The organism is Pseudomonas sp. 2 (assembly GCF_056627435.1).
This window is the reverse complement of record NZ_JBWXNG010000012.1, coordinates 201,795-226,765: the sequence shown is the minus strand read 5'-3', so window position 1 is coordinate 226,765 and position 24,971 is coordinate 201,795. Positions and strand designations below refer to the sequence as shown.

Annotated in this window: 19 protein-coding genes and 1 pseudogene; 14 read left to right on the top strand and 6 right to left on the bottom strand. The window is 61.0% G+C overall.

All coding sequences use genetic code 11. The features are described 5' to 3' along the window. Positions 1 to 355, top strand: a pseudogene (locus AC1MEK_RS20520) (hypothetical protein); the annotation flags it as partial. Here AC1MEK_RS20520 and AC1MEK_RS20515 read toward each other — a convergent pair. Continuing rightward, positions 352 to 1,845: a CoA-acylating methylmalonate-semialdehyde dehydrogenase gene (locus AC1MEK_RS20515; protein WP_480398092.1), complete on the bottom strand. Its 1,494-nt coding sequence runs from the start codon at positions 1,843 to 1,845 to the stop codon at positions 352 to 354. The pseudogene AC1MEK_RS20520 and the gene AC1MEK_RS20515 overlap by 4 nt on opposite strands. 69 nt (positions 1,846 to 1,914) lie before the next feature. Further along, positions 1,915 to 3,261: an omega-aminotransferase AptA gene (gene aptA / locus AC1MEK_RS20510; protein ID WP_480398091.1), complete on the bottom strand. Its 1,347-nt coding sequence runs from the start codon at positions 3,259 to 3,261 to the stop codon at positions 1,915 to 1,917. A gap of 149 nt (positions 3,262 to 3,410) precedes the next feature. On the opposite strand from aptA, the gene AC1MEK_RS20505 reads away from it, so the two are divergent. The 7 genes from AC1MEK_RS20505 to AC1MEK_RS20475 all read left to right on the top strand — a co-directional run bounded on the left by AC1MEK_RS20505 (position 3,411) and on the right by AC1MEK_RS20475 (position 9,109). Further along, positions 3,411 to 4,331 carry a LysR family transcriptional regulator gene (locus AC1MEK_RS20505; protein WP_480398090.1) on the top strand — a complete coding sequence of 307 codons (921 nt, stop codon included), beginning with the start codon at positions 3,411 to 3,413 and terminating at the stop codon, positions 4,329 to 4,331. A gap of 89 nt (positions 4,332 to 4,420) precedes the next feature. Continuing rightward, entirely contained in the window at positions 4,421 to 5,080 is a 660-nt protein-coding gene (locus AC1MEK_RS20500; RefSeq protein ID WP_480398089.1) for a TetR/AcrR family transcriptional regulator, read from the top strand. Positions 5,081 to 5,116: 36 nt separating this feature from the next. Further along, complete coding sequence (locus AC1MEK_RS20495; protein ID WP_480398088.1) at positions 5,117 to 5,710, top strand: IMPACT family protein; 594 nt, start codon at positions 5,117 to 5,119, stop codon at positions 5,708 to 5,710. Positions 5,711 to 6,140: 430 nt separating this feature from the next. Further along, positions 6,141 to 6,830, top strand: coding sequence for an SDR family oxidoreductase (locus tag AC1MEK_RS20490; protein ID WP_480398102.1), 690 nt, complete (start codon positions 6,141 to 6,143; stop codon positions 6,828 to 6,830). A 174-nt stretch (positions 6,831 to 7,004) separates the two neighbouring features. Next, positions 7,005 to 7,331 (top strand): type II toxin-antitoxin system RelE/ParE family toxin, encoded by a 327-nt coding sequence (locus tag AC1MEK_RS20485; protein ID WP_480398087.1) that lies wholly within the window; start codon positions 7,005 to 7,007, stop codon positions 7,329 to 7,331. After that, complete coding sequence (locus tag AC1MEK_RS20480) at positions 7,328 to 7,609, top strand: helix-turn-helix domain-containing protein (RefSeq protein ID WP_480398086.1); 282 nt, start codon at positions 7,328 to 7,330, stop codon at positions 7,607 to 7,609. The genes AC1MEK_RS20485 and AC1MEK_RS20480 overlap by 4 nt, the downstream gene beginning before the upstream one ends. 147 nt (positions 7,610 to 7,756) lie before the next feature. Then, on the top strand, positions 7,757 to 9,109 hold the full coding sequence (locus AC1MEK_RS20475; protein ID WP_480398085.1) for an 8-oxoguanine deaminase: 1,353 nt from the start codon (positions 7,757 to 7,759) through the stop codon (positions 9,107 to 9,109). A 120-nt stretch (positions 9,110 to 9,229) separates the two neighbouring features. On the opposite strand, the gene AC1MEK_RS20470 is transcribed toward AC1MEK_RS20475, so the two are convergent. Continuing rightward, positions 9,230 to 10,321, bottom strand: a complete 1,092-nt coding sequence (locus tag AC1MEK_RS20470; RefSeq protein ID WP_480398084.1) for a calcium:cation antiporter — start codon at positions 10,319 to 10,321, stop codon at positions 9,230 to 9,232. 181 nt (positions 10,322 to 10,502) lie between these two features. On the opposite strand from AC1MEK_RS20470, the gene AC1MEK_RS20465 reads away from it, so the two are divergent. Continuing rightward, on the top strand, positions 10,503 to 11,456 hold the full coding sequence (locus tag AC1MEK_RS20465; protein ID WP_480398083.1) for an adenosine deaminase: 954 nt from the start codon (positions 10,503 to 10,505) through the stop codon (positions 11,454 to 11,456). Positions 11,457 to 11,548: 92 nt separating this feature from the next. Here the strand turns inward: AC1MEK_RS20465 and AC1MEK_RS20460 are convergent, their stop codons facing one another. Next, a complete protein-coding gene (locus AC1MEK_RS20460; protein WP_480398082.1) occupies positions 11,549 to 12,241 on the bottom strand; it encodes an ArsR/SmtB family transcription factor in 693 nt (230 codons plus the stop codon). 513 nt (positions 12,242 to 12,754) lie between these two features. Then, positions 12,755 to 13,963, bottom strand: coding sequence for a multidrug effflux MFS transporter (locus tag AC1MEK_RS20455; protein WP_480398081.1), 1,209 nt, complete (start codon positions 13,961 to 13,963; stop codon positions 12,755 to 12,757). Positions 13,964 to 14,191: 228 nt separating this feature from the next. Between AC1MEK_RS20455 and AC1MEK_RS20450 the strand changes: the two genes are divergently transcribed. Both AC1MEK_RS20450 and AC1MEK_RS20445 read left to right on the top strand, forming a co-directional pair. Then, positions 14,192 to 14,551, top strand: a complete 360-nt coding sequence (locus AC1MEK_RS20450) for a hypothetical protein (protein ID WP_480398080.1) — start codon at positions 14,192 to 14,194, stop codon at positions 14,549 to 14,551. A gap of 86 nt (positions 14,552 to 14,637) precedes the next feature. Further along, a complete protein-coding gene (locus AC1MEK_RS20445) occupies positions 14,638 to 15,135 on the top strand; it encodes a GreA/GreB family elongation factor (protein WP_480398079.1) in 498 nt (165 codons plus the stop codon). 193 nt (positions 15,136 to 15,328) lie between these two features. Here the strand turns inward: AC1MEK_RS20445 and ettA are convergent, their stop codons facing one another. Further along, positions 15,329 to 16,993: an energy-dependent translational throttle protein EttA gene (gene ettA / locus AC1MEK_RS20440; RefSeq protein WP_480398078.1), complete on the bottom strand. Its 1,665-nt coding sequence runs from the start codon at positions 16,991 to 16,993 to the stop codon at positions 15,329 to 15,331. Between the two features lie 390 nt (positions 16,994 to 17,383). Here ettA and AC1MEK_RS20435 point away from each other — a divergent pair, with 390 nt between their 5' ends. From AC1MEK_RS20435 to gcvP, 3 genes are all read left to right on the top strand, one after another. After that, on the top strand, positions 17,384 to 21,223 hold the full coding sequence (locus AC1MEK_RS20435) for a sensor domain-containing protein (protein WP_480398077.1): 3,840 nt from the start codon (positions 17,384 to 17,386) through the stop codon (positions 21,221 to 21,223). 330 nt (positions 21,224 to 21,553) lie between these two features. Further along, positions 21,554 to 21,937 (top strand): glycine cleavage system protein GcvH, encoded by a 384-nt coding sequence (gcvH, locus tag AC1MEK_RS20430; RefSeq protein WP_480398076.1) that lies wholly within the window; start codon positions 21,554 to 21,556, stop codon positions 21,935 to 21,937. A 10-nt stretch (positions 21,938 to 21,947) separates the two neighbouring features. Beyond that, on the top strand, positions 21,948 to 24,806 hold the full coding sequence (gene gcvP / locus AC1MEK_RS20425; RefSeq protein WP_480398075.1) for an aminomethyl-transferring glycine dehydrogenase: 2,859 nt from the start codon (positions 21,948 to 21,950) through the stop codon (positions 24,804 to 24,806). Positions 24,807 to 24,971 lie beyond the last annotated feature (165 nt).

The following is a 24,971-nucleotide window of genomic DNA, read 5'->3' as shown; positions in this document are numbered from 1 at the left end:
TCTTTCAGAATTTCCTGATCAACTTCAACCACTTGCGCTTCGTTCGACTTGGCGCCTCACGTCAGCGGGAGGCGAATTCTACAGCGTTACCACCTGCTGTCAACTGCCTTTTTCACCGCTGCCGATTCAGCAACCTGAATCGAAGCCTTTCCCTGCTATCCGAAACGCTCAACTCGTTGATACTCAAGGAGTTTTTCGTTCCGACTGCGCCAGAAGTGGGGCGAATTATAGAGAGATCGAGAGGCGCGTCAAGCACTTATTGCAGAAAAGTTTCAAAACACAAAAACAAAGCCGCAAGAACGAGCCTGACGCCCCTTCTTGCGGCTTGCAACTTACAGCTTGTGGCTGCCTTTAGAGGCTAGGGAACGCGAACTGCGACGCCTCATGGCTGGCGCGTTGCGGCCAGCGTTGAGTGATGGCCTTGCGACGGGTGTAGAAACGCACGCCGTCCGGACCATAGGCATGCAGATCGCCGAACAACGAACGCTTCCAGCCGCCGAAGCTGTGGTACGCAACCGGCACCGGCAGCGGAACGTTGACGCCCACCATGCCCACTTCGATCTCATCACAGAACAGGCGCGCCGCTTCACCGTCGCGGGTGAAGATGCAGGTACCGTTGCCGTATTCGTGATCGTTGATCAGTTGCATCGCCTGCTCAAGGCTGTTCACACGAACAATGCACAGTACCGGGCCGAAGATCTCTTCTTTATAGATACGCATCTCTGGGGTGACCTGGTCGAACAGGCAGCCGCCCAGGAAGAAGCCGTCTTCGTGACCGGCCACGGTCAGGCCGCGGCCGTCGACCACCAGCTTGGCACCCGCGCTGACACCGTCTTCGATGTAGCCGCTGACCTTGTCACGATGCTGGCCTGTGACCAACGGGCCCATGTCCAGGCCGCAGGAGGTGCCTGCACCGATTTTCAGGGCCTTGATCTGCGGCACGAGCTTGGCCACCAGTGCATCGGCCACTTGATCACCCACGCAGACGGCAACCGAAATCGCCATGCAGCGCTCGCCGCACGAACCGTAGGCTGCGCCCATCAATGCGCTGACCGCGTTGTCCAGATCGGCATCCGGCATCAGCACTGCGTGGTTCTTCGCGCCGCCCAGTGCCTGAACGCGCTTGCCGCGGGCAGTCGCTTCCTTATAGATGTACTCGGCGATAGGCGTCGAACCGACGAAGCTCAGCGCCTTGACTTCCGGCGCTTCGATCAGCGCATCCACGGCCACCTTGTCACCGTGCACCACGTTCAGCACGCCTTTGGGCAAGCCGGCTTCGTGCAGCAGTTGGGCGATCAGGAGCGTCGAGCTCGGGTCGCGCTCCGAAGGCTTGAGGATGAAGCAGTTGCCGCAGGCGATCGCCAGTGGGTACATCCACAGCGGAACCATCGCCGGGAAGTTGAACGGGGTAATACCGGCAACCACACCCAGCGGTTGGAAGTCGGACCATGCGTCGATGTTCGGGCCGACGTTGCGGCTGTACTCGCCCTTGAGGATTTCAGGTGCGGCGCTGGCATATTCGACGTTTTCAATCCCGCGCTTGAGCTCACCGGCGGCATCTTCCAGCGTCTTGCCGTGCTCTTCGCTGATCAACTGGGCGATGCGCGCTTCGTTCTGCTCCAGCAGTTGCTTGAAGCGGAACATCACCTGGGCACGCTTGGCAGGTGGCGTATTGCGCCAGATCGGGAAGGCAGCCTTGGCCGAGTCGATGGCTTGCTGAACCGTTTCGCGGCTGGCCAGCGAAACCTTGTGGATCGCCTGACCGGTGGACGGATTGAAGACATCGGCGGTACGACCGCTGTCGCTGACCAACTCGCCGTGAATCAGGTGTGCAATGGTGCTCATGCGTTAACTCCGAAGAAAGTGTTCCCGCAGGCGCAACCAAGGCTGCGCCTGTTGATGAAAGAAGGTGAATCAGTCGATCTGGTTGAGCGCTTCGCCCACCGCGTCGAACATGCGGTCCAGGTCCTGCGGCTTGCTGTTGAACGTTGGCCCGAACTGCAGGGTGTCGCCGCCGAAGCGGACATAGAAGCCGGCCTTCCACAACTTCATGGCAGCCTCGAAAGGACGCACGATGGCATCGCCATCACGGGCAGCGATCTGGATCGCACCGGCCAGGCCGTAGTTGCGGATGTCGATGACATTCTTGCTGCCCTTCAGGCCATGCAGCGAGTTCTCGAAATGCGGTGCGGTCTCGGCCACTTGCTGAACCAGGTTTTCACGTTTGAGGATATCCAGCGCTGCCAGACCTGCCGCGCACGCCACCGGATGCGCCGAGTAGGTGTAGCCATGGGGGAATTCAACCGCGTACTCAGGCGTCGGCTGATTCATGAAGGTCTGATAGATCTCGCTGCTGGCAATCACGGCGCCCATCGGGATCGCACCGTTGGTGACTTGCTTGGCGATGCACATCAGGTCCGGCGTCACACCGAAGCTGTCGGCACCGAACATCGAACCGGTGCGGCCGAAACCGGTGATCACTTCGTCGAAGATCAGCAGGATGTTGTGCTGATCGCAGATTTCACGCAGACGCTTCAGGTAACCCTGCGGCGGAACGATCACACCGGCCGAACCTGCCATCGGCTCGACGATCACCGCCGCGATGTTCGAGGCATCGTGCAGCTCGATAAGCTTGAGCATTTCATCGGCCAGCGCGATACCGCCCTGCTCCGGCATGCCACGGGAAAATGCGTTGCTGGCCAGCAAGGTGTGAGGCAGATGATCGACATCCATCAACTGGCCGAACATCTTGCGGTTGCCGTTCACGCCGCCCAGGCTGGTGCCGGCGATGTTCACACCGTGATAGCCACGGGCACGACCGATCAGCTTGGTCTTGGTCGCCTGGCCTTTCAGGCGCCAGTAGGCACGCACCATTTTCACAGCAGTGTCGGCGCACTCGGAGCCGGAGTCGGTGTAGAACACGTGGTTCAGATTGCCCGGGGTCAGGTCGGTGATCTTTTCAGCCAGCTGGAACGACAGCGGGTGACCGAACTGGAACGCCGGTGAGTAGTCCAGCGTGCTCAATTGCTTGGCGACTGCTTCCTGAATCTCCTTGCGGGTATGCCCGGCGCCGCAGGTCCACAGACCCGAAAGTCCATCGTAGATCTTGCGCCCCTTGTCGTCTGTCAGATAGCTGCCCTCTGCCGCAACGATCAGTCGCGGATCGCGCTGGAAATTTCGGTTGGCGGTGTAGGGCATCCAGTGCGCATCGAGCTTGAGCTGGCTGGCTACAGACATGTCGGACGATTCGGGCATATTCATTGGAATTAACCTCACAAGGGTGTGGGTGGCCTGTCTTCCTGACCGTTTCGCAGCATCAGGAAGCAGGACCGGGTTGCAGCTAAATTGCCACGAGCATAAAGTCCGAAAAACATCACTTTTACGATCTTCAGTTAGCCGGTTACTAAACTATGAGCACCCGCCGTCCCGATCCTCTGGCGCAAGTCAGCGACTTCGATATCCGTCTTTTGCGCATTTTTCGCAGCGTCGTCGAAGCGGGCGGTTTCTCGGCGGCAGAAAGCGCGCTGGGCATTGGCCGTTCCGCCATCAGCCAGCAGATGAGCGACCTGGAGCAACGTTTGGGCTTGCGTCTGTGCCAACGCGGGCGGGCGGGGTTTTCTCTGACAGAAGAAGGACGTGAGGTCTATCAGTCGTCGCTGCAGCTGTTGAGTGCATTGGAGAGTTTTCGTACAGAAGTGAACGGACTGCACCGACACCTGCGCGGCGAGCTGAACATCGGCCTGACCGACAACCTCGTCACCCTGCCCCACATGCGCATCACCCATGCCCTGTCGCATCTGAAAGAGCGCGGGCCGGACGTGCATATCAATATCCGCATGGTCGCGCCCAACGAAGTAGAGCAAGGTGTGCTCGATGGCAGCCTGCATGTGGGCGTGGTGCCCCAGGCAAACGCCTTGTCGGGTCTTGAATATCAGCCGCTCTACAGCGAGCGTTCGCTGTTGTACTGCGCTGTCGGCCACCCGCTGTTTTATGTCGACGACGCCCAACTCGATGACGCGCGCCTGGCCGACCAGGAAGCGATCGCGCCGACGTTCCGCCTGCCCGCCGAGATTCAGGCCCACTATCAGGCCCTCAAATGCACGGCCAGCGCGTCGGACCGCGAAGGCATGGCGTTTCTGATTCTCACCGGCCGCTACATCGGTTATCTGCCGGATCACTACGCCAGTTTCTGGGTCCAGCAAGGGCGATTGCGCGCGCTAAAACCGCAGACGCGCTTTTACGATCTGAGTCTGGTGACCGTTACCCGCAAAGGGCGCCGCCCGCATCTGGTGCTGGAAAGTTTTCTGGAGAGTCTGGCTGCGACGCGCTGAATCTATTTGCGCAGCCGACCCTTGTGGGATCGCCGCCGGTGCGTTATCAGTTCACCCCGTCGCAGCCAATGATCCGTCTGGAATCGCTCATGACCCTTGAAGTACCTGCTCACAGCGTCAGCACCAGCAAGCCGGCAAGCCGTATTCGTCAGAAAAACGAAGAAACGATCATGAAAGCCGCCGAAGACGAGTTCGCCCGTCACGGCTTCAAAGGCACGAGCATGAACACCATCGCGCAGAATGCCGGGCTGCCCAAGGCCAACCTGCATTACTACTTCACCAACAAGCTGGGTCTGTATGTCGCGGTCCTGAGCAACATCATTGAGTTGTGGGACAGCACCTTCAATAACCTCAAGGTCGAAGATGACCCGGCCGAGGCGCTGACCCAGTACATCCGCGCGAAGATGGAATTCTCTCGCCGTCAGCCCCAGGCCTCGCGGATCTTCGCCATGGAAATCATCAGCGGCGGCCAATGCCTGAACGAGTATTTCAGTCAGGACTACCGCGAGTGGTTCATGGGCCGCGCCTCGGTATTTCAGGCCTGGATCGACGCCGGCAAGATGGACCCGGTCGATCCCGTGCACCTGATTTTCCTGTTGTGGGGCAGCACCCAACACTATGCCGACTTCGCCACCCAGATCTGCCAGGTCACCGGTCGCACGCGCCTGACCAAACAGGACATGGAAGAAGCTGGTAATAATCTGATCAGAATCATCCTCAAGGGTTGTGGGCTGACGCCGCCCCTTTGAGCGCTTCAGAACTTTGTCTTACAGCTGGAACCGTCAATGCCTTCTACACTCGTCGGCCCTTGTGAGTTTCGCGAAGAAATTCGCAAGAGCCGCTTCATCACCCTCGCCGCGCCCATCAACAGCCCGGCAGAAGCCCAGGCGTTCATCGAGCGCAACAGCGATCCGAACGCCACGCACAACTGCTGGGCGTGGAAACTCGGCGCGCAGTACCGCAGCACCGACGATGGCGAGCCCGGCGGGACAGCAGGACGGCCAATCCTGGCGGCCATCGAAGCGCAGGACTTCGATCAAGTGGTGGTGCTGGTCATTCGCTGGTACGGCGGGATTCAACTGGGCACCGGCGGCCTGGCCCGCGCCTACGGCGGCGGTGCCAACAAATGCCTGCAACAGGCCGAGCGCTTGCCACTGGTCAATCGAATTGCCCTGACGTTCGACTGCTCGTTCAGCGAACTGGCGCTGGTGAAGCTGCGGCTGGCCGAGCTCAATGGCGTGGTGGAGCAGGAAGACTTCACCGCCACCGGCGTCGACCTCACTGTCGCATTGGGCCCAGAGCAGATCGACACCTTTCAGCGCCAGCTTTCGGATATCAGCCGCGGACGCATCGTTTTGCGACGCCGGGACGAAACCTGAGCGTCATCTTCGTGTGTTTGTGAACAGGCATATTGCCCACATCTACTGTGCACCTGCCTGTGGACAAGCTGAGCACATTCGGCCACAACCCTTGCCCGGCGTGGGCTGTAGCAGTTCGATCAGTATTTGATCAATTCACTTATCCACCGCAAAATTCGATCGCAAAAACAGGATGTTAGAGTGCCTTATCGCGACTCGCTCCTACCCCGAGGCCGCTTATAGCGAGGGTTTGCGCTTGCGCACAGTTACTGTGGAGCAAGCTGTGGATAATAGGTGCAAGGTTGTCCACAGCGCAGGGGATATCTCGCCTGCTGACGTTTGGTCATTTTTCACACAAATTTAATGAACGAATCAAGTTCAGGCTCAATGGCGACGCCCTGTGGCAAGCTAGGCCCTTTCCTGCCACTGCCTGTTGATGCAAGGAGACGCAATCATGACCTCGAAAAAAACTGCACTGATCATCGGTGCTTCACGCGGCTTGGGCCTTGGACTGGTACAGCGCCTGAGCGAGCTGGGCTGGGATGTAACGGCAACCGTTCGTGACGCGAACAAGGCCGACGAACTCAAAGCGGTCGCCGGTGTGCACATCCAGACCCTGGACATGGACCAACCCGCCTCGCTGGACGCACTCGTCCACAATCTCAAGGGGCAGGTGTATGACGTTCTGTTCGTCAACGCCGGCATCATGGGCCCGCTGCACAGCAATCCCACCGACGCCACTGCCGAAGAATTGGGCCAGCTGTTTTTGACCAACGCCGTCGCGCCAGTCAGGCTCGCCAAACGCTTCGTCGACCAGATCCGCCCGGGCACCGGCATCATCGCCTTCATGAGCTCGGTACTGGGCAGCGTCACCATGCCCGACGCTCCGGAAATGGCCCTGTACAAGGCCAGCAAGGCTGCCTTGAATTCCATGACCAACACCTTCGTCACGCAACTGGGCGATAACAAGCCAACCGTTCTGTCGATGCACCCCGGCTGGGTCCGCACGGCAATGGGCGGCGAAGGCGCCGACATCGACGTGCAGACCAGTGTACGCGGCATGGTCGAGCAACTGGAGCGTTTTGCCGGGAAGGGCGGGCATCACTTCGTGAATTACAAGGGGGAGACGATTGCGTGGTGAGGTCGTCTGGCCCGATATCGGATCAGTGCGCTGACGGAGGAAATGTATCAAATTCCTGCTGCGCCATTTCCCACAGATCGAATCCGCGTTAGCCGAGTACAGCGCATCCTCCAGCCGACTGTGAGTGTTTTCAAAACAGATAACACTTGTGCGTGTCGAGCCAGGATGCAGAATATGAAACCGGTAAAGTTTTTGGGCGACTCGCTGGATAGGATACGGGCATTTCCGAGTGCTGCTCAGGCGATAACGGGCTACCAACTGGATAGAGTTCAGCGTGGTCTGGAAGTCGAAGATTGGAAACCCATGAAGTCGGTGGGCCACGGGGTCAGGGAGCTCAGGGTCAGGGAAGCGTCAGGAGCGTTCAGAATCATCTTTCTGGCGACGCTTCCCGACGCGGTTTACGTACTGCACGCATTCCGCAAAACGACTCAGCAGACAGAAAAACGTGATATCGATCTCGCGACCCTCAGGTTGCGTGATTTGATGAGAGGAAGGACATGAGTGAAGAACAGGTTTTTGCCAGTGTCTGGGATGCGCTCGCGGATACACGACAGGAAGCCGCGCACCTGAAGGTCAGATCCGTGCTGATGATTGAGCTCAACGAGCAAATCAAGGCGTGGCCTGGTACCGATACCGAAAAAGCGCAAAGGCTCGGGATCACCAAACCCCGTTTTGCCAACCTCCTGTCCGGTCGAGTCGATCTGTTCAGCCTGGATACGTTGGTCGATCTTGCTGCCGCTGCGAGCCTAGTCGTTTCAATGCACCTTACAGCAGCGTGAATCGAGCAATACTTGATCACTCATCACACAGCCCCCTAAACTCCTTTCCCTCGCCTCGCGGCGCTTCCTAAGCCGCGGCGACCCTGGATCAGCAGACAGGGCATAACTGAGCTGGCGACCTGAACCCACTTTCAGAGGAGCCGGCCCATGCCCGCGATCCGTATCTGGTTGAAAAATCCCCTTGCCGTGTTCACTGCCAACGACCTGGATGCCCGAGGCGGGCTGGTGGTCGAAGACGGCGTGATCGTTGAAATGCTCGCCGCCGGGCAAACGCCTGCGCGTCCGTGCGATCAGGTGTTCGATGCCCGCGAACACGTACTGCTGCCGGGCCTGATCAACACCCATCATCACTTCTATCAAACCCTGACACGGGCCTGGGCGCCGGTGGTCAATCAGCCGCTGTTCCCCTGGCTCAAGACGCTGTATCCGGTGTGGGCACGCCTGACTCCGGAAAAACTGGCGCTGGCCAGCAAGGTTGCCCTCGCCGAGCTGCTGCTGTCGGGCTGTACCACGGCCGCCGATCACCACTATCTGTTTCCGCACGGCCTGGAAAACGCTATCGACGTTCAGGTGCAGAGCGTTCGCGAACTGGGGATGCGCGCAATGCTGACTCGAGGGTCCATGAGCCTGGGTGAGGCGGACGGCGGCCTGCCGCCACAGCAAACCGTGCAACAGGGGCAGGTGATTCTGGATGACAGCCTGCGTCTGATCGAGCGCTATCACCAGCGTGGCGACGGTGCGCAGATCCAGATCGCGCTGGCGCCGTGCTCGCCATTTTCGGTGACCACCGAGATCATGTCCGAGAGCGCGACGCTGGCAGAAAAACTCGACGTGCGCCTGCACACGCATCTGGCCGAAACCCTGGATGAAGAAGACTTCTGCCTGCAACGCTTTGGCCTGCGCACTGTGGATTACCTGGACAGCGTCGGCTGGCTTGGGCCTCGCACCTGGCTGGCCCATGGCATTCATTTCAATGAGCAGGAAGTCCGCCGCCTGGGTCAGGCGGGCACCGGGATCTGCCACTGCCCCAGTTCCAATATGCGCCTGGCGTCCGGTATCTGTCCGACCATGGAACTGACCGCTGCCGGCGCGGCCATTGGCCTGGGCGTGGACGGCTCGGCGTCCAACGATGGCTCGAACATGATTCTGGAGGCCAGACAGGCGCTGTACCTGCAGCGCCTGCGTTATGGCGCGCAGAAGATTACGCCCGAACTGGCGTTGGGCTGGGCCACACGAGGCTCGGCCAAATTGCTGGGTCGCACCGACATCGGCGAACTGGCTGTGGGCAAGCAGGCGGACCTTGCGCTGTTCAAGCTCGATGAGCTGCGTTTTTCCGGCAGCCATGATCCGGTTTCGGCGCTGTTGCTGTGCGGGGCCGATCGTGCTGACCGGGTGATGATCGCAGGCCAGTGGCGGGTGATCGACGGCGAGGTCGAAGGGCTGGACCTCAAGGGGCTGATTGCCGATCACCGACAGGCAGCGGCAGAGCTGATCAACTGAATAAAGCCCCCTGTAGGAGTGAGCTTGCTCGCGAATGCGTAATATCAGAAACAACTATGTGACTGACAGAATGCATTCGCGAGCAAGCTCACTCCCACAAAGAGGCCGACCCACCGGCGCTTACGACCCCATCAACGACAACATCACGAACGTCGCGAACAGCACGAAGTGGGTCATCCCCTCGATGGCGTTGGTCTCGCCATCGTTGAGGTTGATGGCACTGACCAGCAGCGTGACGAAGATCATCACCGTCTGCACCGGCGTCATCGCCATCTGGAACGGCTGGCCGGTGTACAGCGCCATCGCTTCCATGACCGGCACCGTCAGAATCACCGTCGACAACGACGCGCCCAACGCGACGTTGACCACCGACTGCATGCGGTTGGCCAAGGCCGCGCGCAAGGCGGTGAGGATTTCCGGCGCAGCGGAAATGGCGGCGACCAGAATCGCGGTCATGACTGGCGGCGCGCCGCTGCCTTCCAGGCCCAGGTCGATGGTCTTGGACATGACCTCGGCCAGCGCACCGATCACCACCACGCCGAACACCAGCGTGCCGATGGACAGGGGCAGGTTCACCGCCTCTTGCGCTTGTTCGGGCTGCTCCTTGCGGCGCTTCTTGTCGGGATAGCTGTAGCTGAAGAAGTAACTGTGCGGCCCCACCTGCATGCGCAGGAACAAGCCATACAACAGGATCATCGCGCCGATGGTGAACCCCGAATACATCTTCCATTGGGATTCTGGAATGAATTCCGGCACCACCATGGAAACGGCCATGGCAGTCAGGATCATCACGCTATAGGAGCGGGCCGAATCATCGTTGTAGGACTGTTCACCATGCTTGAGCCCGCCCATCAGCGCGGCGAGCCCCAGGATGCCGTTGATGTCCAGCATCACCGCCGAGTAGATCGTGTCGCGCACCAGCGTCGGCGAAGGCTCGTTGCTCATCATGATCGCCAGGATGACCACTTCGACCAAAACTGCCGAGAGCGTCAGAATCATGGTGCCGTAAGGGTCACCGAATTTCTCGGCGAGCAGTTCAGCATGGTGCGCCACGCGCATCGACGCACAGACGATGAACACCACCAGCGCGATCCCGGCGATCAGCGCCACCGTGTGGCCGTTGCCCAGCAGCGCGTGCTCGAAGCCATAGGCGGCAAAGGCAGCGATCACCGCCAACAACAGAAATTTTTCTTGCTTGAGTACCGTGCCCATCGTGCGTGCTTGCCTCTGCAACCTGTGGTCGCGCGTCCATGAAGTGAGTGCCATTCGAGCCGTGAGAGTGCAGTTTGTAAATAAAGGTTTCAAGACAGCTGAACCTTCCGGTCAGGTTTTTACCCAGCCGTGGCCCATGAATCTGTAGAATCCCTGCCATTGCACCTGATGAGAAAAGACCATGTACGACTGGCTCAATGCCCTGCCCAAGGCTGAACTGCACCTGCACCTGGAGGGTTCGCTGGAGCCTGAACTGCTGTTTGCCCTGGCCGAGCGCAACAAGATCGCGCTGCCGTGGAACGATGTCGAAACCCTGCGCAAGGCCTACGCCTTCAACAATCTGCAGGAGTTTCTCGACCTCTACTATCAGGGCGCGGACGTGCTGCGCACCGAGCAGGACTTCTACGACCTGACCTGGGCCTACCTTGAGCGCTGCAAGGCGCAGAACGTGATTCATACCGAACCGTTCTTCGACCCGCAGACCCACACCGACCGGGGCATCCCTTTTGAAGTAGTGCTCGATGGCATCACCCGCGCCCTGAACGATGGCAAGCACAAGCTGGGTGTGAACAGCGGCCTGATCCTGAGCTTCCTGCGCCACCTGAGCGAAGAAGAAGCCGAAAAGACCCTGGACATGGCCCTGCCCTTCCGTGACGCCTTTGTAGCCGTGGGGTTGGACAGCTCGGAAATGGGCCATCCACCGAGCAAGTTCAAGCGCGTGTTCGACCGCGCCCGCGCCGAAGGCTTCCTGACTGTGGCCCATGCCGGTGAGGAAGGCCCGCCCGAGTACATCTGGGAAGCACTGGACCTGCTGAAGATCCAGCGCATCGACCACGGTGTGCGCGCCATCGAAGACGAACGGCTGATGCAGCGCATCATCGATGAACAGATTCCGCTGACCGTCTGCCCGCTGTCCAACACCAAGCTCTGCGTGTTCGACCACATGAGCCAGCACAACATCCTGGACATGCTCGAACGCGGCGTGAAAGTGACCGTGAACTCGGACGACCCGGCCTACTTCGGCGGTTACGTGACCGAGAACTTCCAGGCGCTGCACGAGCATCTGGGCATGACCCAGGATCAGGCCAGGCGCCTGGCGCAGAACAGCCTGGATGCGCGGTTGGTCAAGCCGTAAGCGGATGCGTCATCCATAGCAGTCCGACCTGCAGGCGATGGAGCTCACAAGGGCCTGTCGCCGGCAAGCCGGACTGCTACGGTTGCACAGGCCTACGCCGCCGCGGCGATCTTGTTGATCTCCCGCTGGCCGTTGGAGGACACCTGCAAGGTGCTGGCGTCTTCCGTCGCCCGCAGCCAGCCCAGTTGCATGAACAGTTGCAGCAATCCGGCCCCAAGCGCACCGCCCAGATGCGGGCCGCGATCGCTGCAGTCGGCGCATTCACACACGGTTTCGCGCTGGCGGTGAGCCAGTGCCGGAATGAAGATGCCGCGCTCGGCGAATCGGGAAACCCCGATACTGGTCACCTCCAGGCGATTCTCGGATTGTTCGATCCAGCCGGCGCAGAGCATGCGCTGGTAAAGGTCGGTTGCCAGATCGCCGCCCAAGTGGTCGGCGCACACACTCGCCCGGCGCAACGGCAAGGGCGGCAACGGCTGGGCAACGCTGCGATTGACGACCTCGGTACTGGCCATCGACGCGCTGGCCAGTGCCTGCACCGCCGTGCCGACTTCGGGCGCTGCCAGCCTGAAGAAACGCTTTCGCCCCCGCGCCTCCTGGCGCAGCAACCCGCCCGAGGCCAGCCGCGCCAGATGCGCCCCCGCCGACGAGGTGGACAGCCCCACCAGCAATGCAACCTCGTCAGCCGCCCGCGACGCGCCGTCCATTAACGCCCACATCATGGCGCTGCGTTTGGGATCGGCCAGCAGCGCGGCAATCTGGCTGATGCAAGGTGGATGTTCCATGTATTCACTCCCTGTTGAAACATTCGACTTTTACGGTGGGCGACTCGCCACTCAAGCTGTACCGCCATCATCGTTGCACGGGCGTGATGAGGGCGTTGATCCACATCATTCCATGGGGATTTTGAGCTGGACGAGTATTGAATCGATACAGATTCACGGATGTCACGATTCAGTGTCGGGCCCCTTTGCTGAATCGGATCCATTATGGCTGCGTAGTATAAGCGCTGCGACCGGGCAGCGAAGTGGGATGTGGCGGACGGCCCGTCAGATGATTGCGCAGACCGTGTGAAACATAGTGTAAAGCCCGCTCTTGCGAGAACGGCTTTCGTAGACCGGCTAGTTGCTGCAATAGCAGGACGATGCGGCTTTTACTAACGCCTTGAGATAAATGCCCGGTAGATAACCGAGTAATTGCCTACAACTGAAACTCCATCTTCCTGCAAGAAAAAAAGCAGGAACGAAACATCGATCAGCCGGTTCGATCGAAAAAAGCGTCTCGTCCTGCCATTCAAATCAAATACGAACGTCAGTGCGCGCCAACAGCGCATCGCGCTTGCCTTGGGCACGCCGCGTGATCATCGCGAGGGTCATCGCCAAAACCCCGCAAAGGGTAATGACTGTCGCCATCGGCACCGCAGTGCCATCGTGCAGGACGCCGACCAACGCCGCAGCCCCCGCCGCCACGCTGAATTGCAGGCAGCCCAGCAGCGCCGAGGCACTGCCGGCGCGCTTGCCCTGCCCGGCCATGGCACAGGCCGAAGCGTTGGGGATGATGCAGCCCAGGCTCGCGATGTAGACGAACAGTGGAATCAGCAAGGGCCAGAGTTTCTCGGTGTGCAGCGACGCGATGCCGAGCAGCACCAGCGCCGCGCTTAGGTAAACCCATACGGCCCGGGACAGCAGCCAGGCCGGCCCGAATCGCCCGACCAGGCGGGCGTTGACCTGAGCCACGAGAATGAAGCCCGCGGCGTTGGTGCCGAACAGCCAGCCGTAGTGCTCGGCGGGTACGCCGTACAGCTTGATAAATACGAAAGGCGAACCCGCGATGTAGGCAAACATCCCAGCGATTGCAATCCCGCCCGTCAAGGCGTGCCCGAGGAAGATTCGGTCGCCCAAGAGTCCCCAATACGAGCCGAGCGCGCCGGACAGCGGCGGACGGGGATGGCCGGCCGGCATGCTTTCAGGCAATCCGGCGGCCACGGCGATGGCGGTGAGCGCGCTGAAGAAGGTCAGGCTGAGGAAAATCGATTGCCAGCCATACACGTTGACCAGCAGGCCACCGAGCATCGGCGCCAGAATCGGCGCCAGGCCCATGACCAGCATCAGCTGGGAGAACACCTTGGCCGACTCGACCGGCGAGCATTTATCACTGACGATGGCGCGCGACAGCACCATGCCGGCACAGCCGCCCAGCGCCTGGACGAACCGCGCGACGATCAGCCATTCCAGGTTCGGCGCGAACGCACAGCCCAGCGAGGCCAGGGTGAACAGGCCAACGCCGAACAGCAGAGGAATCCGCCGACCGAACCGGTCAGCGATCGGACCGTAGGCCAGTTGGCCGATGCTCAAGCCCAGAAAATAAGAGGCCAGGGTCATCTGCACATGTTTCTCGTCCGTGCCGAACGCCAGTGCCATGGCCGGGAAACCGGGTAGATAAAAGTCGATGGCCAATGGGCCGAATGCGCTGAGAGCGCCAAGAATCAGGATGGTTCTAAGGTTCATTGATCTTCCAAAGCGGTTGCGCGCAGCCCCACAGTTTAACAACCCTGCATCTTCTCAGGCCCTCAAGCACAAAATTACTAAAAGATTTTTCAGATTTAACGGCCGTCAGGCGGGATTGTGGAACTAATCGCTCTGTACCGGACATCGGCCAATGGATTTCTCACGCCTCTTTTACAAATAACTCACAGATCCGCTTCTAGACTTTTCATATCTGTAGAGGAAACGGATATGAACGTGCGTTGGGTTGTGCTGTGGTGCCTTGTGGTTGTCGCCGGTTGTCAGTCTACCCACGACCAGTTGCTGGCCGAAGGTTATCCGCCGGCATTTGCGGACGGTTTTCAAGATGGCTGTGGCAGCGGGCGGCAGTCGGTCGATGCCATGAAGGGCCAGTACAAAAAGGACGTGCCGCGATATTTGCGCGACACGGTGTATGCCCAGGGCTGGGGTGACGGTTTCCGCCAGTGCCAGGCGCAGCTGGAAAACCGCAATCTGCTGGATCAGGGACGCGACAGTATATGGAACGACCGCGACCGGGCCTGGGAGCAGCAAAAAACCCAGGATGCGGCCAAGGCGTATCGCTCTCACTGAATGCAGGGTCGCTTGCAGACATCGGGTGAAACTTGCGAGCTGCCAACATGGCCCAACAGTGATGAGCCATGTACAGGGAGCACGCCATGAGTCGGGCGTTCGTCAACGAAGATGCCGCCGCCGCGCAGGTCAGCCAGCCGGTCGAGCGGCAGGTCAGCACGCAACCCAATTACGTCACCGCCAGCGGACTTGCCCAGTTGCAGGCGCAGGTGGCCTCGTTGCAGGTGCAGCACGGCGAGCAGACCGCGCGTGGCGAGCACGGCGACAAACAGCGTCTGGCCGATATCGAGCGCGATCTTCGCTACTTCAGTCAGCGTGTCCACAGTGCTCAGGTGGTGGCGTCTGCACTTTCCACCGAGAAGGTACAGATCGGCAGTTGGGTGACCTTCGCCGACGAACAGGATCATCAGCAACGAGTGCAATTGGTCGGTGAAGATCAGGCAGATGCCAGCCGCCATCTGATCAATTGGGCGTCGCCATTGGGCAAGGCGCTGCTGGGTGCGCGGGTGGGCGATGAAGTGGTGTGGAAGCGCCCGGCGGGGGATCAAATGATTGAGGTGGTGCGGATCGAGGCGGATATCTGAATCGCCGCCGTGAAGATTTTGTGGGAGCCGGCTTGCTGGCGAACGCGATAAGTCACTCACCATCGCTGTTGAATGACATGCCGCATTCGCCAGCAAGCCGGCTCCCACAGAGATTGCGTAAATCCAACCCCTCAGCAGCGCCCATAAAAAACGGAGCCCGAAGGCTCCGTTTTTTCATGCCGCCAACCTGTAATCAGGCCAGCTTCTTGTGGCGTACGCGGTGCGGTTGCGCCGCGGCGTCGCCCAGGCGTTTCTTGCGGTCGGCTTCATACTCGGTGTAGTTGCCTTCGAAGAACACCGCCTGCGAATCATCTTCGTAAGCCAGGATGTGAGTCGCCACGCGGTCCAGGAACCAGCGATCGTGGGAAATCACGATGGCGGCGCCCGGGAAGTCCAGCAGGGCTTCCTCCAGGGAACGCAGGGTTTCGACGTCCAGGTCGTTGGACGGTTCGTCGAGCAGCAGGACGTTGCCGCCCTCTTTGAGGGTCAACGCCAGGTGCAGACGACCGCGCTCACCACCGGAGAGGTCCTTGACGAACTTCTGCTGGTCGCCGCCCTTGAAGTTGAAACGGCCGACGTAGGTGCGCGACGGGATTTCGTAGTTGCCGATCTTGATCAGGTCCGAGCCATCGGAAATCTGCGCGAACACGGTCTTGCTGCCGTCCAGGTCCTCACGGCTCTGGTCGACACACGCCAGTTGCACGGTTTCGCCGATCTCGATGCTGCCCGAATCCGGCTGTTCCTTGCCCATGAGCATGCGGAACAGCGTCGACTTACCGGCACCGTTACCGCCGATCACGCCGACAATGGCGCCTTTAGGCATGGCGAACGACAGGTTGTCGATCAGCACGCGATCGCCGTACCCCTTGGTGACGTTCTTGAATTCGATGACCTTGTCGCCCAGGCGCGGACCGGCCGGGATGTAGATCTCGTTGGTCTCGCTGCGCTTCTGGAATTCCTGCGACTGCATTTCCTCGAAGCGTTGCAGACGGGCCTTGGATTTGGACTGACGGGCCTTGGCGCCTTTGCGCACCCACTCCAGTTCCTCTTTCATGGCCTTTTCGTGAGCCGACTGCTGCTTGGATTCCTGGGCCAGACGATCGGATTTGGCTTCCAGCCAGCCCGAATAGTTGCCCTCGTAAGGAATGCCCGCGCCGCGGTCCAGTTCCAGAATCCAGCCAGCGACATTGTCCAGGAAGTAACGGTCGTGGGTAATCGCCACGACGGTGCCCGGGAAGTCGTGCAGGAAGTGTTCGAGCCAGGCGACGGAGTCGGCGTCCAGGTGGTTGGTCGGCTCGTCGAGCAGCAGCATGTCAGGGGCCGACAGCAGCAGGCGGCACAGGGCCACACGGCGCTTCTCACCACCGGACAGGTGCTCGACCTTGGCGTCCCAGGCCGGCAGGCGCAGCGCATCGGCGGCGACTTCCAGCTGGCGCTCAAGGTTGTGGCCATCGCTGGCCTGCAGGATTGCTTCGAGCTTGGCCTGTTCGGCGGCCAGTTTGTCGAAATCGGCATCGGGCTCTGCGTAGGCCGCGTAGACCTCGTCCAGACGCGCCTGGGCGTCCTTGATCACGCTGACCGCTTCCTCGACCACTTCGCGAACGGTCTTGGTCGGGTCCAGTTGCGGTTCCTGCGGCAGGTAACCGACGTTCAGCTCCGGCATCGGGCGCGCTTCGCCGTCGAACTCGGTGTCGACGCCGGCCATGATTTTCAGCAGCGTGGACTTACCCGAACCGTTGAGGCCGAGGACGCCGATCTTGGCGCCGGGGAAGAACGACAGGGAGATGTTTTTCAGGATTTCCCGCTTCGGCGGAACAACCTTGCTCAGCCGATGCATGGTGAAGACGTATTGAGCCATGGAATGAAAACCTGGAGTGATGACTATGTTTAGGGGCGCGAGCTTAGTGCCCTGTCGCAAAAATAGCTTTTTATTTATCCACGCAACTTGCCGTTGGGCAGTTCCGCGCCTTGAATTGATCAAGGTATGAACAAGACCGACGATAACGTCGAACGTCAGGCAAAAGCTGGAGCATTGTTTGCAAGCGCTTTTCAAACATGACGAAAGCTTGCGCAAATCGGGCACCGGCGCGTGGCGCAAAGCTACCCGAATGCAGTCGACAGGGCAAACCGTGCAGCCCAATGGGGCTGGCACTTAGCCACAAGTCAGGGCATGCTAGCCGCCCTTTGGGCGTCGAGCTTATAGTGCATTTCGCACACGCTGATTCAGTCCAGCAGTCAGGATCACAGTTTGTCTACACCAGCACCCACTTCTGTGTTGCGCCCCTCCAAAGGCGCGGCGTCCGCGCCTTTCCGGGGCTCGCTAAAAGGCGCGCTGGCCGTGCTGGTGCTGCTGATGCTCGTGCTTTTGTTATGGCAACTGGTCGAGCAGTTCCAGCAGACTCAGGAGCGCCAGCACCAGCGCAGCGTCGATTACAGCATCCAGCTGACAGACCGGCTGAGCCTGAACATGGCGCTCAACGCCCAGGTCGCCCTTAACCTGCTCGACGACGCTAACGGCAAGCCGCAAAGCGATGTGCAGAATGCCGCGATGCTCGAACGACTACGCAAATCCATGCCGGGCCTGCTCAGTGTCGCCTGGCTGGACACTTCGACAAACGTGGTGATGGACAGTGCTCGGGACAGCAAAGACGTCAGCTTTTTGACTCAGCTGCACACGCGCATCCAGGGTCATCCCTACTACTACGCCGACTCGCCGGACGGTTCGCTCATTTATCTGCTGGTCCGCCAGCCGGGCAACGATAACGAGCGTTACTGGGCGTTGCGCCTTGATCCACAAGCGCTGAAATCCCTGACACGCCAGAGCGCCCAGGACTACCGCCCACACTGGCAACTGGAAAACGCCTCGTCCCAGCGCCTGATCTATCAGGGAGAAGCCAGCGATGCCGATGCGTCAGGCAGCAATCTGCAGACCGTACTGCTGGAGCCGCTGGCCAACAGCGACTGGCAACTGCGTGGCCTGTTCGATCCGGACCGCGCCCGTCAGGTGCTCATCGCGCCGCTGCTGGGCAAGTGCCTGATCGCCCTGCTCTGCTCCATCGTGCCGCTGCTGGCACTGCGCAGCCTGCGCCGTCGCCAGTTGCAACTGCACGAGAGCCGCCGGCGCTACAAGGACATCTTCGAAGGCACCGGCGTTGCCCTGTGCGTGCTCGACCTGTCGAGCCTGCCCGATTACCTCAAGCATCTGCAGCTCAGCAGCAGCGACGAACTGCACAAGCGCCTGGTCAACCATCCGGACCAGCTCAAGGGCCTGTTGCATCAGTTGCGCATCACCGAAGTCAACCAAGTGGCCTCCAGCCTCTTGCGCGCCGATTCGGCACAGAAGGTCTGGCAGCAGCTGATCGAAGGCTGCCCGCGCTCCCGGCAGGGCATTGGCGTGCAGCTGATCGGCGCGGTGCTCGACGGCCAGCCGCAGCTGGAGCTGGAAATCCTCCTGCCCGACGCCCAGGGCCAGGATCAGCACCTGTGGCTGGTGGTGCGTCTGCCGGAGCAGCCGGAAGATTTCAACTCGGTGATCCTCAACATCAACGACATCACCAATCGCAAGCAGACCGAGATCGAGCTGCTGGAACGCGAGAGTTTCTGGTCGGACGTGGTGCGTACGGTGCCTGACCATCTGTACGTTCAGGACGTCGTGACCCGACGCATGATCTACAGCAACCATCACCTGGGCCATACGCTGGGCTACAGCCGCGAAGAGCTGCAGCAGATGGGCGAATACTTCTGGGAAATTCTCCTGCACCCGGACGACGCCGAGCCCTACGAAAAACTGCGCCTGGCGCGCAGCGAAGACGGCCTGAGCGCCCTGACCGAATGCCAGTTACGCTTCCGTGACCGGCGCGGACGCTGGCGGCGTTTCGACATTCGCGAACAGGCGCTGGCCCCGGACAGCAACGGCCAGGTCACGCGCATCATCGGCGTGGCCAAGGACATCACCGAGCAGATCGAAGCCAGCCAGTCCCTGCGCGACAGCGAGCAGCGCTACCGGATGCTGGCCGAAAGCATCAGCGACGTGATTTTCTCCACCGACGCCAAACTGGCGCCCAACTATGTCAGCCCGTCGGTCAATACCGTGCTGGGTTACAGCGCCGAGTGGATTCTGGAAAACGGCTGGAACTCGATCATTGCCAACCCTCAGCAGCTGACCAGCCTCAATTCGCTGCTGCACGTGATCGGCAAGGCCCTGAACAAACCCGAGGCGCTGGCCGCCCTGCGCCGGGAAATCACCACGCAGCTGTTCCTGTTCGACTGCCTGCGCGCCGATGGCCGCAAGATTCCGGTGGAACTGCGTCTGGTGCTGGTGTGGGACGAAGCCGGCAACTTCGAAGGAATTCTCGGCGTAGGCCGTGATATCAGTCAGCAGCGTCGTGCAGAAAAAGACCTGCGCATGGCCGCGACGGTCTTCGAGCACTCGACCTCGGCGATCCTGATCACCGACCCCGCCGGTTACATCGTCCAGGCCAACGATGCGTTCAGCCGGGTCAGCGGCTATGCCGTGTCCCAGGTGCTGGACCAACTGCCGATGATGCTGACCGTCGAAGATCAGCAGGAAGCCCACATGGGTTATATCCTCAAACAGCTGAACCAGCGCGGCAGCTGGGAAGGCGAGCTGTGGCTCAAGCGGCGCGACGGTGAGCATTATCCGGCGTGGGTCGGCATCACGGCGGTGCTCGACGACGAGGGCGATCTGGCCAGCTATGTGTGCTTCTTCAGCGACATCAGCGAGCGCAAGGCCAGCGAGCAGCGCATTCATCGCCTGGCCTACTACGACGCCCTGACCCACCTGCCCAACCGCACGCTGTTCCAGGATCGCCTGCACACCGCCCTGCAGCACGCCGAACGTCAGCACGCCTGGGTGGTGCTGATGTTCCTCGATCTGGACCGTTTCAAGCCGATCAACGACTCCCTGGGCCATGCCGCCGGCGATCGCATGCTCAAGGAGATGGCCTCGCGCCTGCTCGAATGCGTGGCCGAGGACGACACCGTAGCGCGCATGGGCGGTGACGAATTCACCCTGCTGCTGCAACCCGGTGCAACACAACAGGCGGCGCTGACCCGCGCCATCCACGTCGCCGAGCAGATCCTCGCCAGCCTGGTGAAGCCGTTCGTGCTCGAAGGCCGGGAGTTTTTCGTCACCGCCAGTATCGGCATCGCGCTGAGCCCGCAGGACGGCCACGAGCTGAGCCAGTTGATGAAGAACGCCGACACGGCCATGTACCACGCCAAGGAGCGCGGCAAGAACAACTTCCAGTTCTATCAGGCGGACATGAACGCCAGCGCCCTGGAGCGGCTGGAGCTGGAGAGCGACCTGCGCCACGCTCTGGAACAGGAAGAATTCACCCTCTACTACCAGCCACAGTTCAGCGGCGACGGCAAGCGCCTGACCGGCACCGAAGCCCTGCTGCGCTGGCGCCACCCGCGCCGTGGCCTGGTGCCGCCGGGGGATTTCATCCCGGTGCTCGAAGAACTGGGTCTGGTGGTGGAAGTCGGCGAGTGGGTGCTCAAGGAAGCCTGCCGCCAGTTGCGCGAATGGCACAAGGCCAAGGTTCGTGTGCCGAAGGTCTCGGTGAACATTTCTGCGCGGCAGTTCTCCGATGGCCAACTGGGCATGCGCATCGCCAATATCCTTCAGGAAACCGGCCTGCCGCCGGCGTGCCTGGAGCTGGAACTCACCGAAAGTATCCTGATGCGCGAAGTCAGCGAAGCGATGCAGATCCTCGACAGCCTCAAGCGTCTGGGCCTGAGCATCGCGGTCGACGACTTCGGCACCGGTTATTCGTCGCTGAACTACCTCAAGCAATTCCCCATCGACGTGCTGAAAATCGACCGCACCTTCGTCGACGGCCTGCCATCGGGCGAGCAGGACGCGCAGATCGCCCGCGCCATCATCGCCATGGCCCACAGCCTGAATCTGGCGGTGATCGCCGAAGGCGTGGAAACCCACGAGCAGCTGGACTTCCTGCGCGAGCATGGTTGCGACGAAGTGCAGGGCTACCTGTTCGGCCGCCCGATGCCGGCGCAGCGCTTCGAGGCGCAGTTCAGCAATGATGCGCTGTTCATGATCGACTGATCCCCGCCCTGTAGGGGCTTAGATTGCTAGCAAGCTAAGCTCCTACCCACTTCGCCCAGAATCAAAGGAATGGAACGAATTCATTACACAGTAACGAATTCATTCCAATCAGACGCCCCGCCCAGCCAATAAGGCTTTGATCCGACAACCATTTTTCAAAGACCGAATATCTGTAGCGATTTCGCTACAGCCCCTGTCTCGCCGAAACCACTGAAACCCGCCAAAACCCTTGATTTAAAGGCCTCGCGCAAGGTTGGCCGCATATTTGCTAACACTCCTCCCATCATGCTCGCGCCATCGACGAGCACCGTTCCAGTCTGGGGAGTTTCCATGAGCGAGTTGCGTTTTACCGAAGATCACGAGTGGCTGCGTGCCGAAGCAGACGGCAGCGTCACGGTCGGCATTACCGCGTTCGCGCAGAACGCACTGGGTGACGTGGTGTTCGTGCAACTACCAGAGCTTTCGTCCTACGACAAAGGCGCCGAAGCCGCCACCGTTGAATCGGTCAAGGCCGCCAGCGGCGTGTATATGCCGCTGACCGGCGAAGTGGTCGAGGTCAATCCTGCGCTGGATGCCAATCCCGAACTGGTCAACGAAGACCCGCTGGGCGAAGGCTGGTTCTTCCGTTTCATCCCGTCCGACGCTGCCGCTGTCGGCCAACTGCTGGATCAGGACGCCTACGACCGCCTGATCAAAGCCAACGCCGAAGCCTGAGGAGCGCGAAATGACTGATCGCATCGAACTGAGCACCGCCAACGAGTTCATCGCCCGTCACATCGGCCCGCGCGCCGACGACGAGAAAGCCATGCTCGCCACCCTGGGCTTCGACTCGCTGGAGGCGCTGAGCGCCAGCGTCATCCCCGAATCCATCAAGGGCACCAGCGTACTGGGTCTGTCCGCAGGTCAAAGCGAAGCCGATGCGCTGGCCGATATCAAGGCCATCGCCGGCAAGAACCAGCTGTTCAAGACCTACATCGGCCAGGGCTACTACAACACCCACACCCCGGCGCCGATCCTGCGCAACCTGCTGGAAAACCCGGCCTGGTACACCGCCTACACCCCATACCAGCCAGAAATTTCCCAGGGCCGCCTGGAGTCGCTGCTGAACTTCCAGACCCTGATCAGCGACCTGACCGGCCTGCCGATCGCCAACGCGTCACTGCTGGACGAAGCCACCGCCGCTGCCGAAGCCATGACCTTCTGCAAACGCCTGAGCAAGAACAAAGGCAGCCACAAATTCTTCGCCTCGATCCACTGCCACCCGCAAACCCTGGACGTGCTGCGCACCCGCGCCGAGCCACTGGGCATCGAAGTGGTGGTGGCGGACGAAAGCCAGCTGGGCGATGTCAGCGAATTCTTCGGCGCTGTGCTGCAGTACCCGGCCAGCAACGGTGACGTGTTCGACTACCGCGAACTGGTCGAGCGCTTCCACGCCGCCAACGCGCTGGTCGCTGTCGCAGCCGACCTGCTGGCCCTGACCCTGCTGACCCCGCCCGGCGAATTCGGCGCCGACGTGGCCATCGGCAGCGCCCAGCGCTTTGGTGTGCCGCTGGGCTTCGGTGGTCCGCACGCGGCCTACTTCTCCACCAAGGACGCCTACAAGCGCGACATGCCGGGCCGTCTGGTAGGCGTGTCCATCGACCGTTTCGGCAAGACAGCCCTGCGTCTGGCCATGCAGACCCGCGAACAGCACATCCGCCGCGAGAAGGCCACCAGCAACATCTGCACCGCACAGGTGCTGCTCGCCAACATCGCCAGCATGTACGCCGTTTACCACGGCCCGCGCGGCCTGACCCGCATCGCCAATCGCGTGCACCAACTGACCGCGATCTTCGCCGAGGGCCTGAGTCAACTGGGCCTTAAGCCTGAGCAAGCGTTCTTCTTCGACAGCATCACCCTGAACACCGGCGCGAAAACCGCCGAACTGCACGCCAAGGCACGCGCCCAGCAGATCAACCTGCGCGAAGTCGACGCTCAGCGTCTGGGCCTGTCGCTGGACGAAACCACCCAGCAAGCCGACGTAGAAGTACTGTGGAAGCTGTTCGCCGCCGACGGCCAGGCCCTGCCTGATTTCGCCGCGCTGGCCGCAAGCGTTCAGGCGCGTCTGCCTGCCGAACTCAAGCGTCAGTCGCCTGTACTGAGCCACCCGGTATTCAACCGCTACCACTCCGAAACCGAGCTGATGCGCTACCTGCGCCGCTTGGCCGACAAGGACCTGGCACTGGATCGCACCATGATCCCGCTGGGCTCGTGCACCATGAAGCTCAATGCCGCCAGCGAAATGATCCCGGTGACCTGGGCCGAATTCGGCAACCTGCACCCGTTCGCCCCGGCCGAGCAGAGCGCCGGTTACCAGCAACTGACCGACGAGCTGGAGGCGATGCTCTGCGCCGCCACCGGTTACGACTCGATTTCCCTGCAGCCGAACGCCGGCTCTCAGGGCGAGTACGCTGGCCTGCTGGCCATTCGCGCCTACCACCAGAGCCGTGGCGACGACCGTCGCGACATCTGCCTGATCCCGTCCTCGGCCCACGGCACCAACCCTGCCACCGCCCAGATGGCCGGCATGCGCGTGGTGGTGACCGCCTGTGACGCCCGCGGCAACGTCGATATCGAAGACCTGCGCGCCAAGGCCATCGAGCACCGCGAACACCTCGCGGCCCTGATGATCACCTACCCGTCGACCCACGGCGTGTTCGAGGAAGGCATCCGCGAAATCTGCGGCATCGTCCACGACAACGGCGGCCAGGTTTACATCGACGGAGCCAACATGAACGCCATGGTCGGCCTGTGCGCACCGGGCAAGTTCGGCGGCGACGTGTCCCACCTGAACCTGCACAAGACCTTCTGCATTCCCCATGGTGGTGGCGGCCCGGGCGTCGGCCCTATCGGCGTCAAATCCCACCTGGCGCCGTTCCTGCCGGGCCACGGCAAGATGGAGCGCAAGGAAGGCGCGGTCTGCGCGGCGCCGTTCGGCAGCGCGAGCATTCTGCCGATCACCTGGATGTACATCCGCATGATGGGCGGCGAAGGCCTCAAGCGCGCTTCGCAACTGGCGATCCTCAACGCCAACTACATCTCCCGCCGCCTGGAAGAGCACTACCCGGTGCTCTACACCGGCAGCAGCGGCCTGGTGGCCCACGAGTGCATCCTGGATCTGCGCCCGCTCAAGGACAGCAGCGGCATCAGCGTCGACGACGTGGCCAAGCGCCTGATCGACTTCGGCTTCCACGCACCGACCATGTCGTTCCCAGTGGCGGGCACGCTGATGATCGAACCGACCGAGAGCGAATCCAAGGAAGAACTGGACCGCTTCTGCGACGCCATGATCAAGATCCGCGAAGAAATCCGTGCAGTGGAAAGCGGCGCGCTGGACAAGGACGACAACCCGCTGAAGAACGCCCCGCACACTGCAGCCGAGCTGGTTGGCGAGTGGAGCCACCCGTACAGCCGTGAACAGGCCGTCTACCCGGTCGCCTCGTTGATCGAAGGCAAGTACTGGCCACCGGTCGGCCGCGTCGACAACGTGTTCGGCGACCGGAACCTGGTGTGCGCCTGCCCATCTATCGAAGACTACGCTTAAGCAGTCGCAAACCTGCAGCCGTCGCGACCCGGTTTCGTGGGAGCCGGCTTGCTGGCGAAAGCGGTGTGTCATTCACCCTTGATGTGTCTGACCCAGCGCGTTCGTCAGCAAGCCGGCTCCCACAGGGACCGCGCCAAGTCCCCAGAATAAGAACGACACCGGAGC

Bases quoted from the DNA above. Each gene is read 5' to 3' on its own strand.
- AC1MEK_RS20515 (WP_480398092.1), bottom strand. From the start codon at position 1,845: ATGAGCACCATTGCACACCTGATTCACGGCGAGTTGGTCAGCGACAGC.
- aptA (WP_480398091.1), bottom strand. From the start codon at position 3,261: ATGAATATGCCCGAATCGTCCGACATGTCTGTAGCCAGCCAGCTCAAG.
- AC1MEK_RS20505 (WP_480398090.1), top strand. From the start codon at position 3,411: ATGAGCACCCGCCGTCCCGATCCTCTGGCGCAAGTCAGCGACTTCGAT.
- AC1MEK_RS20500 (WP_480398089.1), top strand. From the start codon at position 4,421: ATGACCCTTGAAGTACCTGCTCACAGCGTCAGCACCAGCAAGCCGGCA.
- AC1MEK_RS20495 (WP_480398088.1), top strand. From the start codon at position 5,117: ATGCCTTCTACACTCGTCGGCCCTTGTGAGTTTCGCGAAGAAATTCGC.
- AC1MEK_RS20485 (WP_480398087.1), top strand. From the start codon at position 7,005: ATGAAACCGGTAAAGTTTTTGGGCGACTCGCTGGATAGGATACGGGCA.
- AC1MEK_RS20480 (WP_480398086.1), top strand. From the start codon at position 7,328: ATGAGTGAAGAACAGGTTTTTGCCAGTGTCTGGGATGCGCTCGCGGAT.
- AC1MEK_RS20475 (WP_480398085.1), top strand. From the start codon at position 7,757: ATGCCCGCGATCCGTATCTGGTTGAAAAATCCCCTTGCCGTGTTCACT.
- AC1MEK_RS20470 (WP_480398084.1), bottom strand. From the start codon at position 10,321: ATGGGCACGGTACTCAAGCAAGAAAAATTTCTGTTGTTGGCGGTGATC.
- AC1MEK_RS20465 (WP_480398083.1), top strand. From the start codon at position 10,503: ATGTACGACTGGCTCAATGCCCTGCCCAAGGCTGAACTGCACCTGCAC.
- AC1MEK_RS20460 (WP_480398082.1), bottom strand. From the start codon at position 12,241: ATGGAACATCCACCTTGCATCAGCCAGATTGCCGCGCTGCTGGCCGAT.
- AC1MEK_RS20455 (WP_480398081.1), bottom strand. From the start codon at position 13,963: ATGAACCTTAGAACCATCCTGATTCTTGGCGCTCTCAGCGCATTCGGC.
- AC1MEK_RS20450 (WP_480398080.1), top strand. From the start codon at position 14,192: ATGAACGTGCGTTGGGTTGTGCTGTGGTGCCTTGTGGTTGTCGCCGGT.
- AC1MEK_RS20445 (WP_480398079.1), top strand. From the start codon at position 14,638: ATGAGTCGGGCGTTCGTCAACGAAGATGCCGCCGCCGCGCAGGTCAGC.
- ettA (WP_480398078.1), bottom strand. From the start codon at position 16,993: ATGGCTCAATACGTCTTCACCATGCATCGGCTGAGCAAGGTTGTTCCG.
- gcvH (WP_480398076.1), top strand. From the start codon at position 21,554: ATGAGCGAGTTGCGTTTTACCGAAGATCACGAGTGGCTGCGTGCCGAA.
- gcvP (WP_480398075.1), top strand. From the start codon at position 21,948: ATGACTGATCGCATCGAACTGAGCACCGCCAACGAGTTCATCGCCCGT.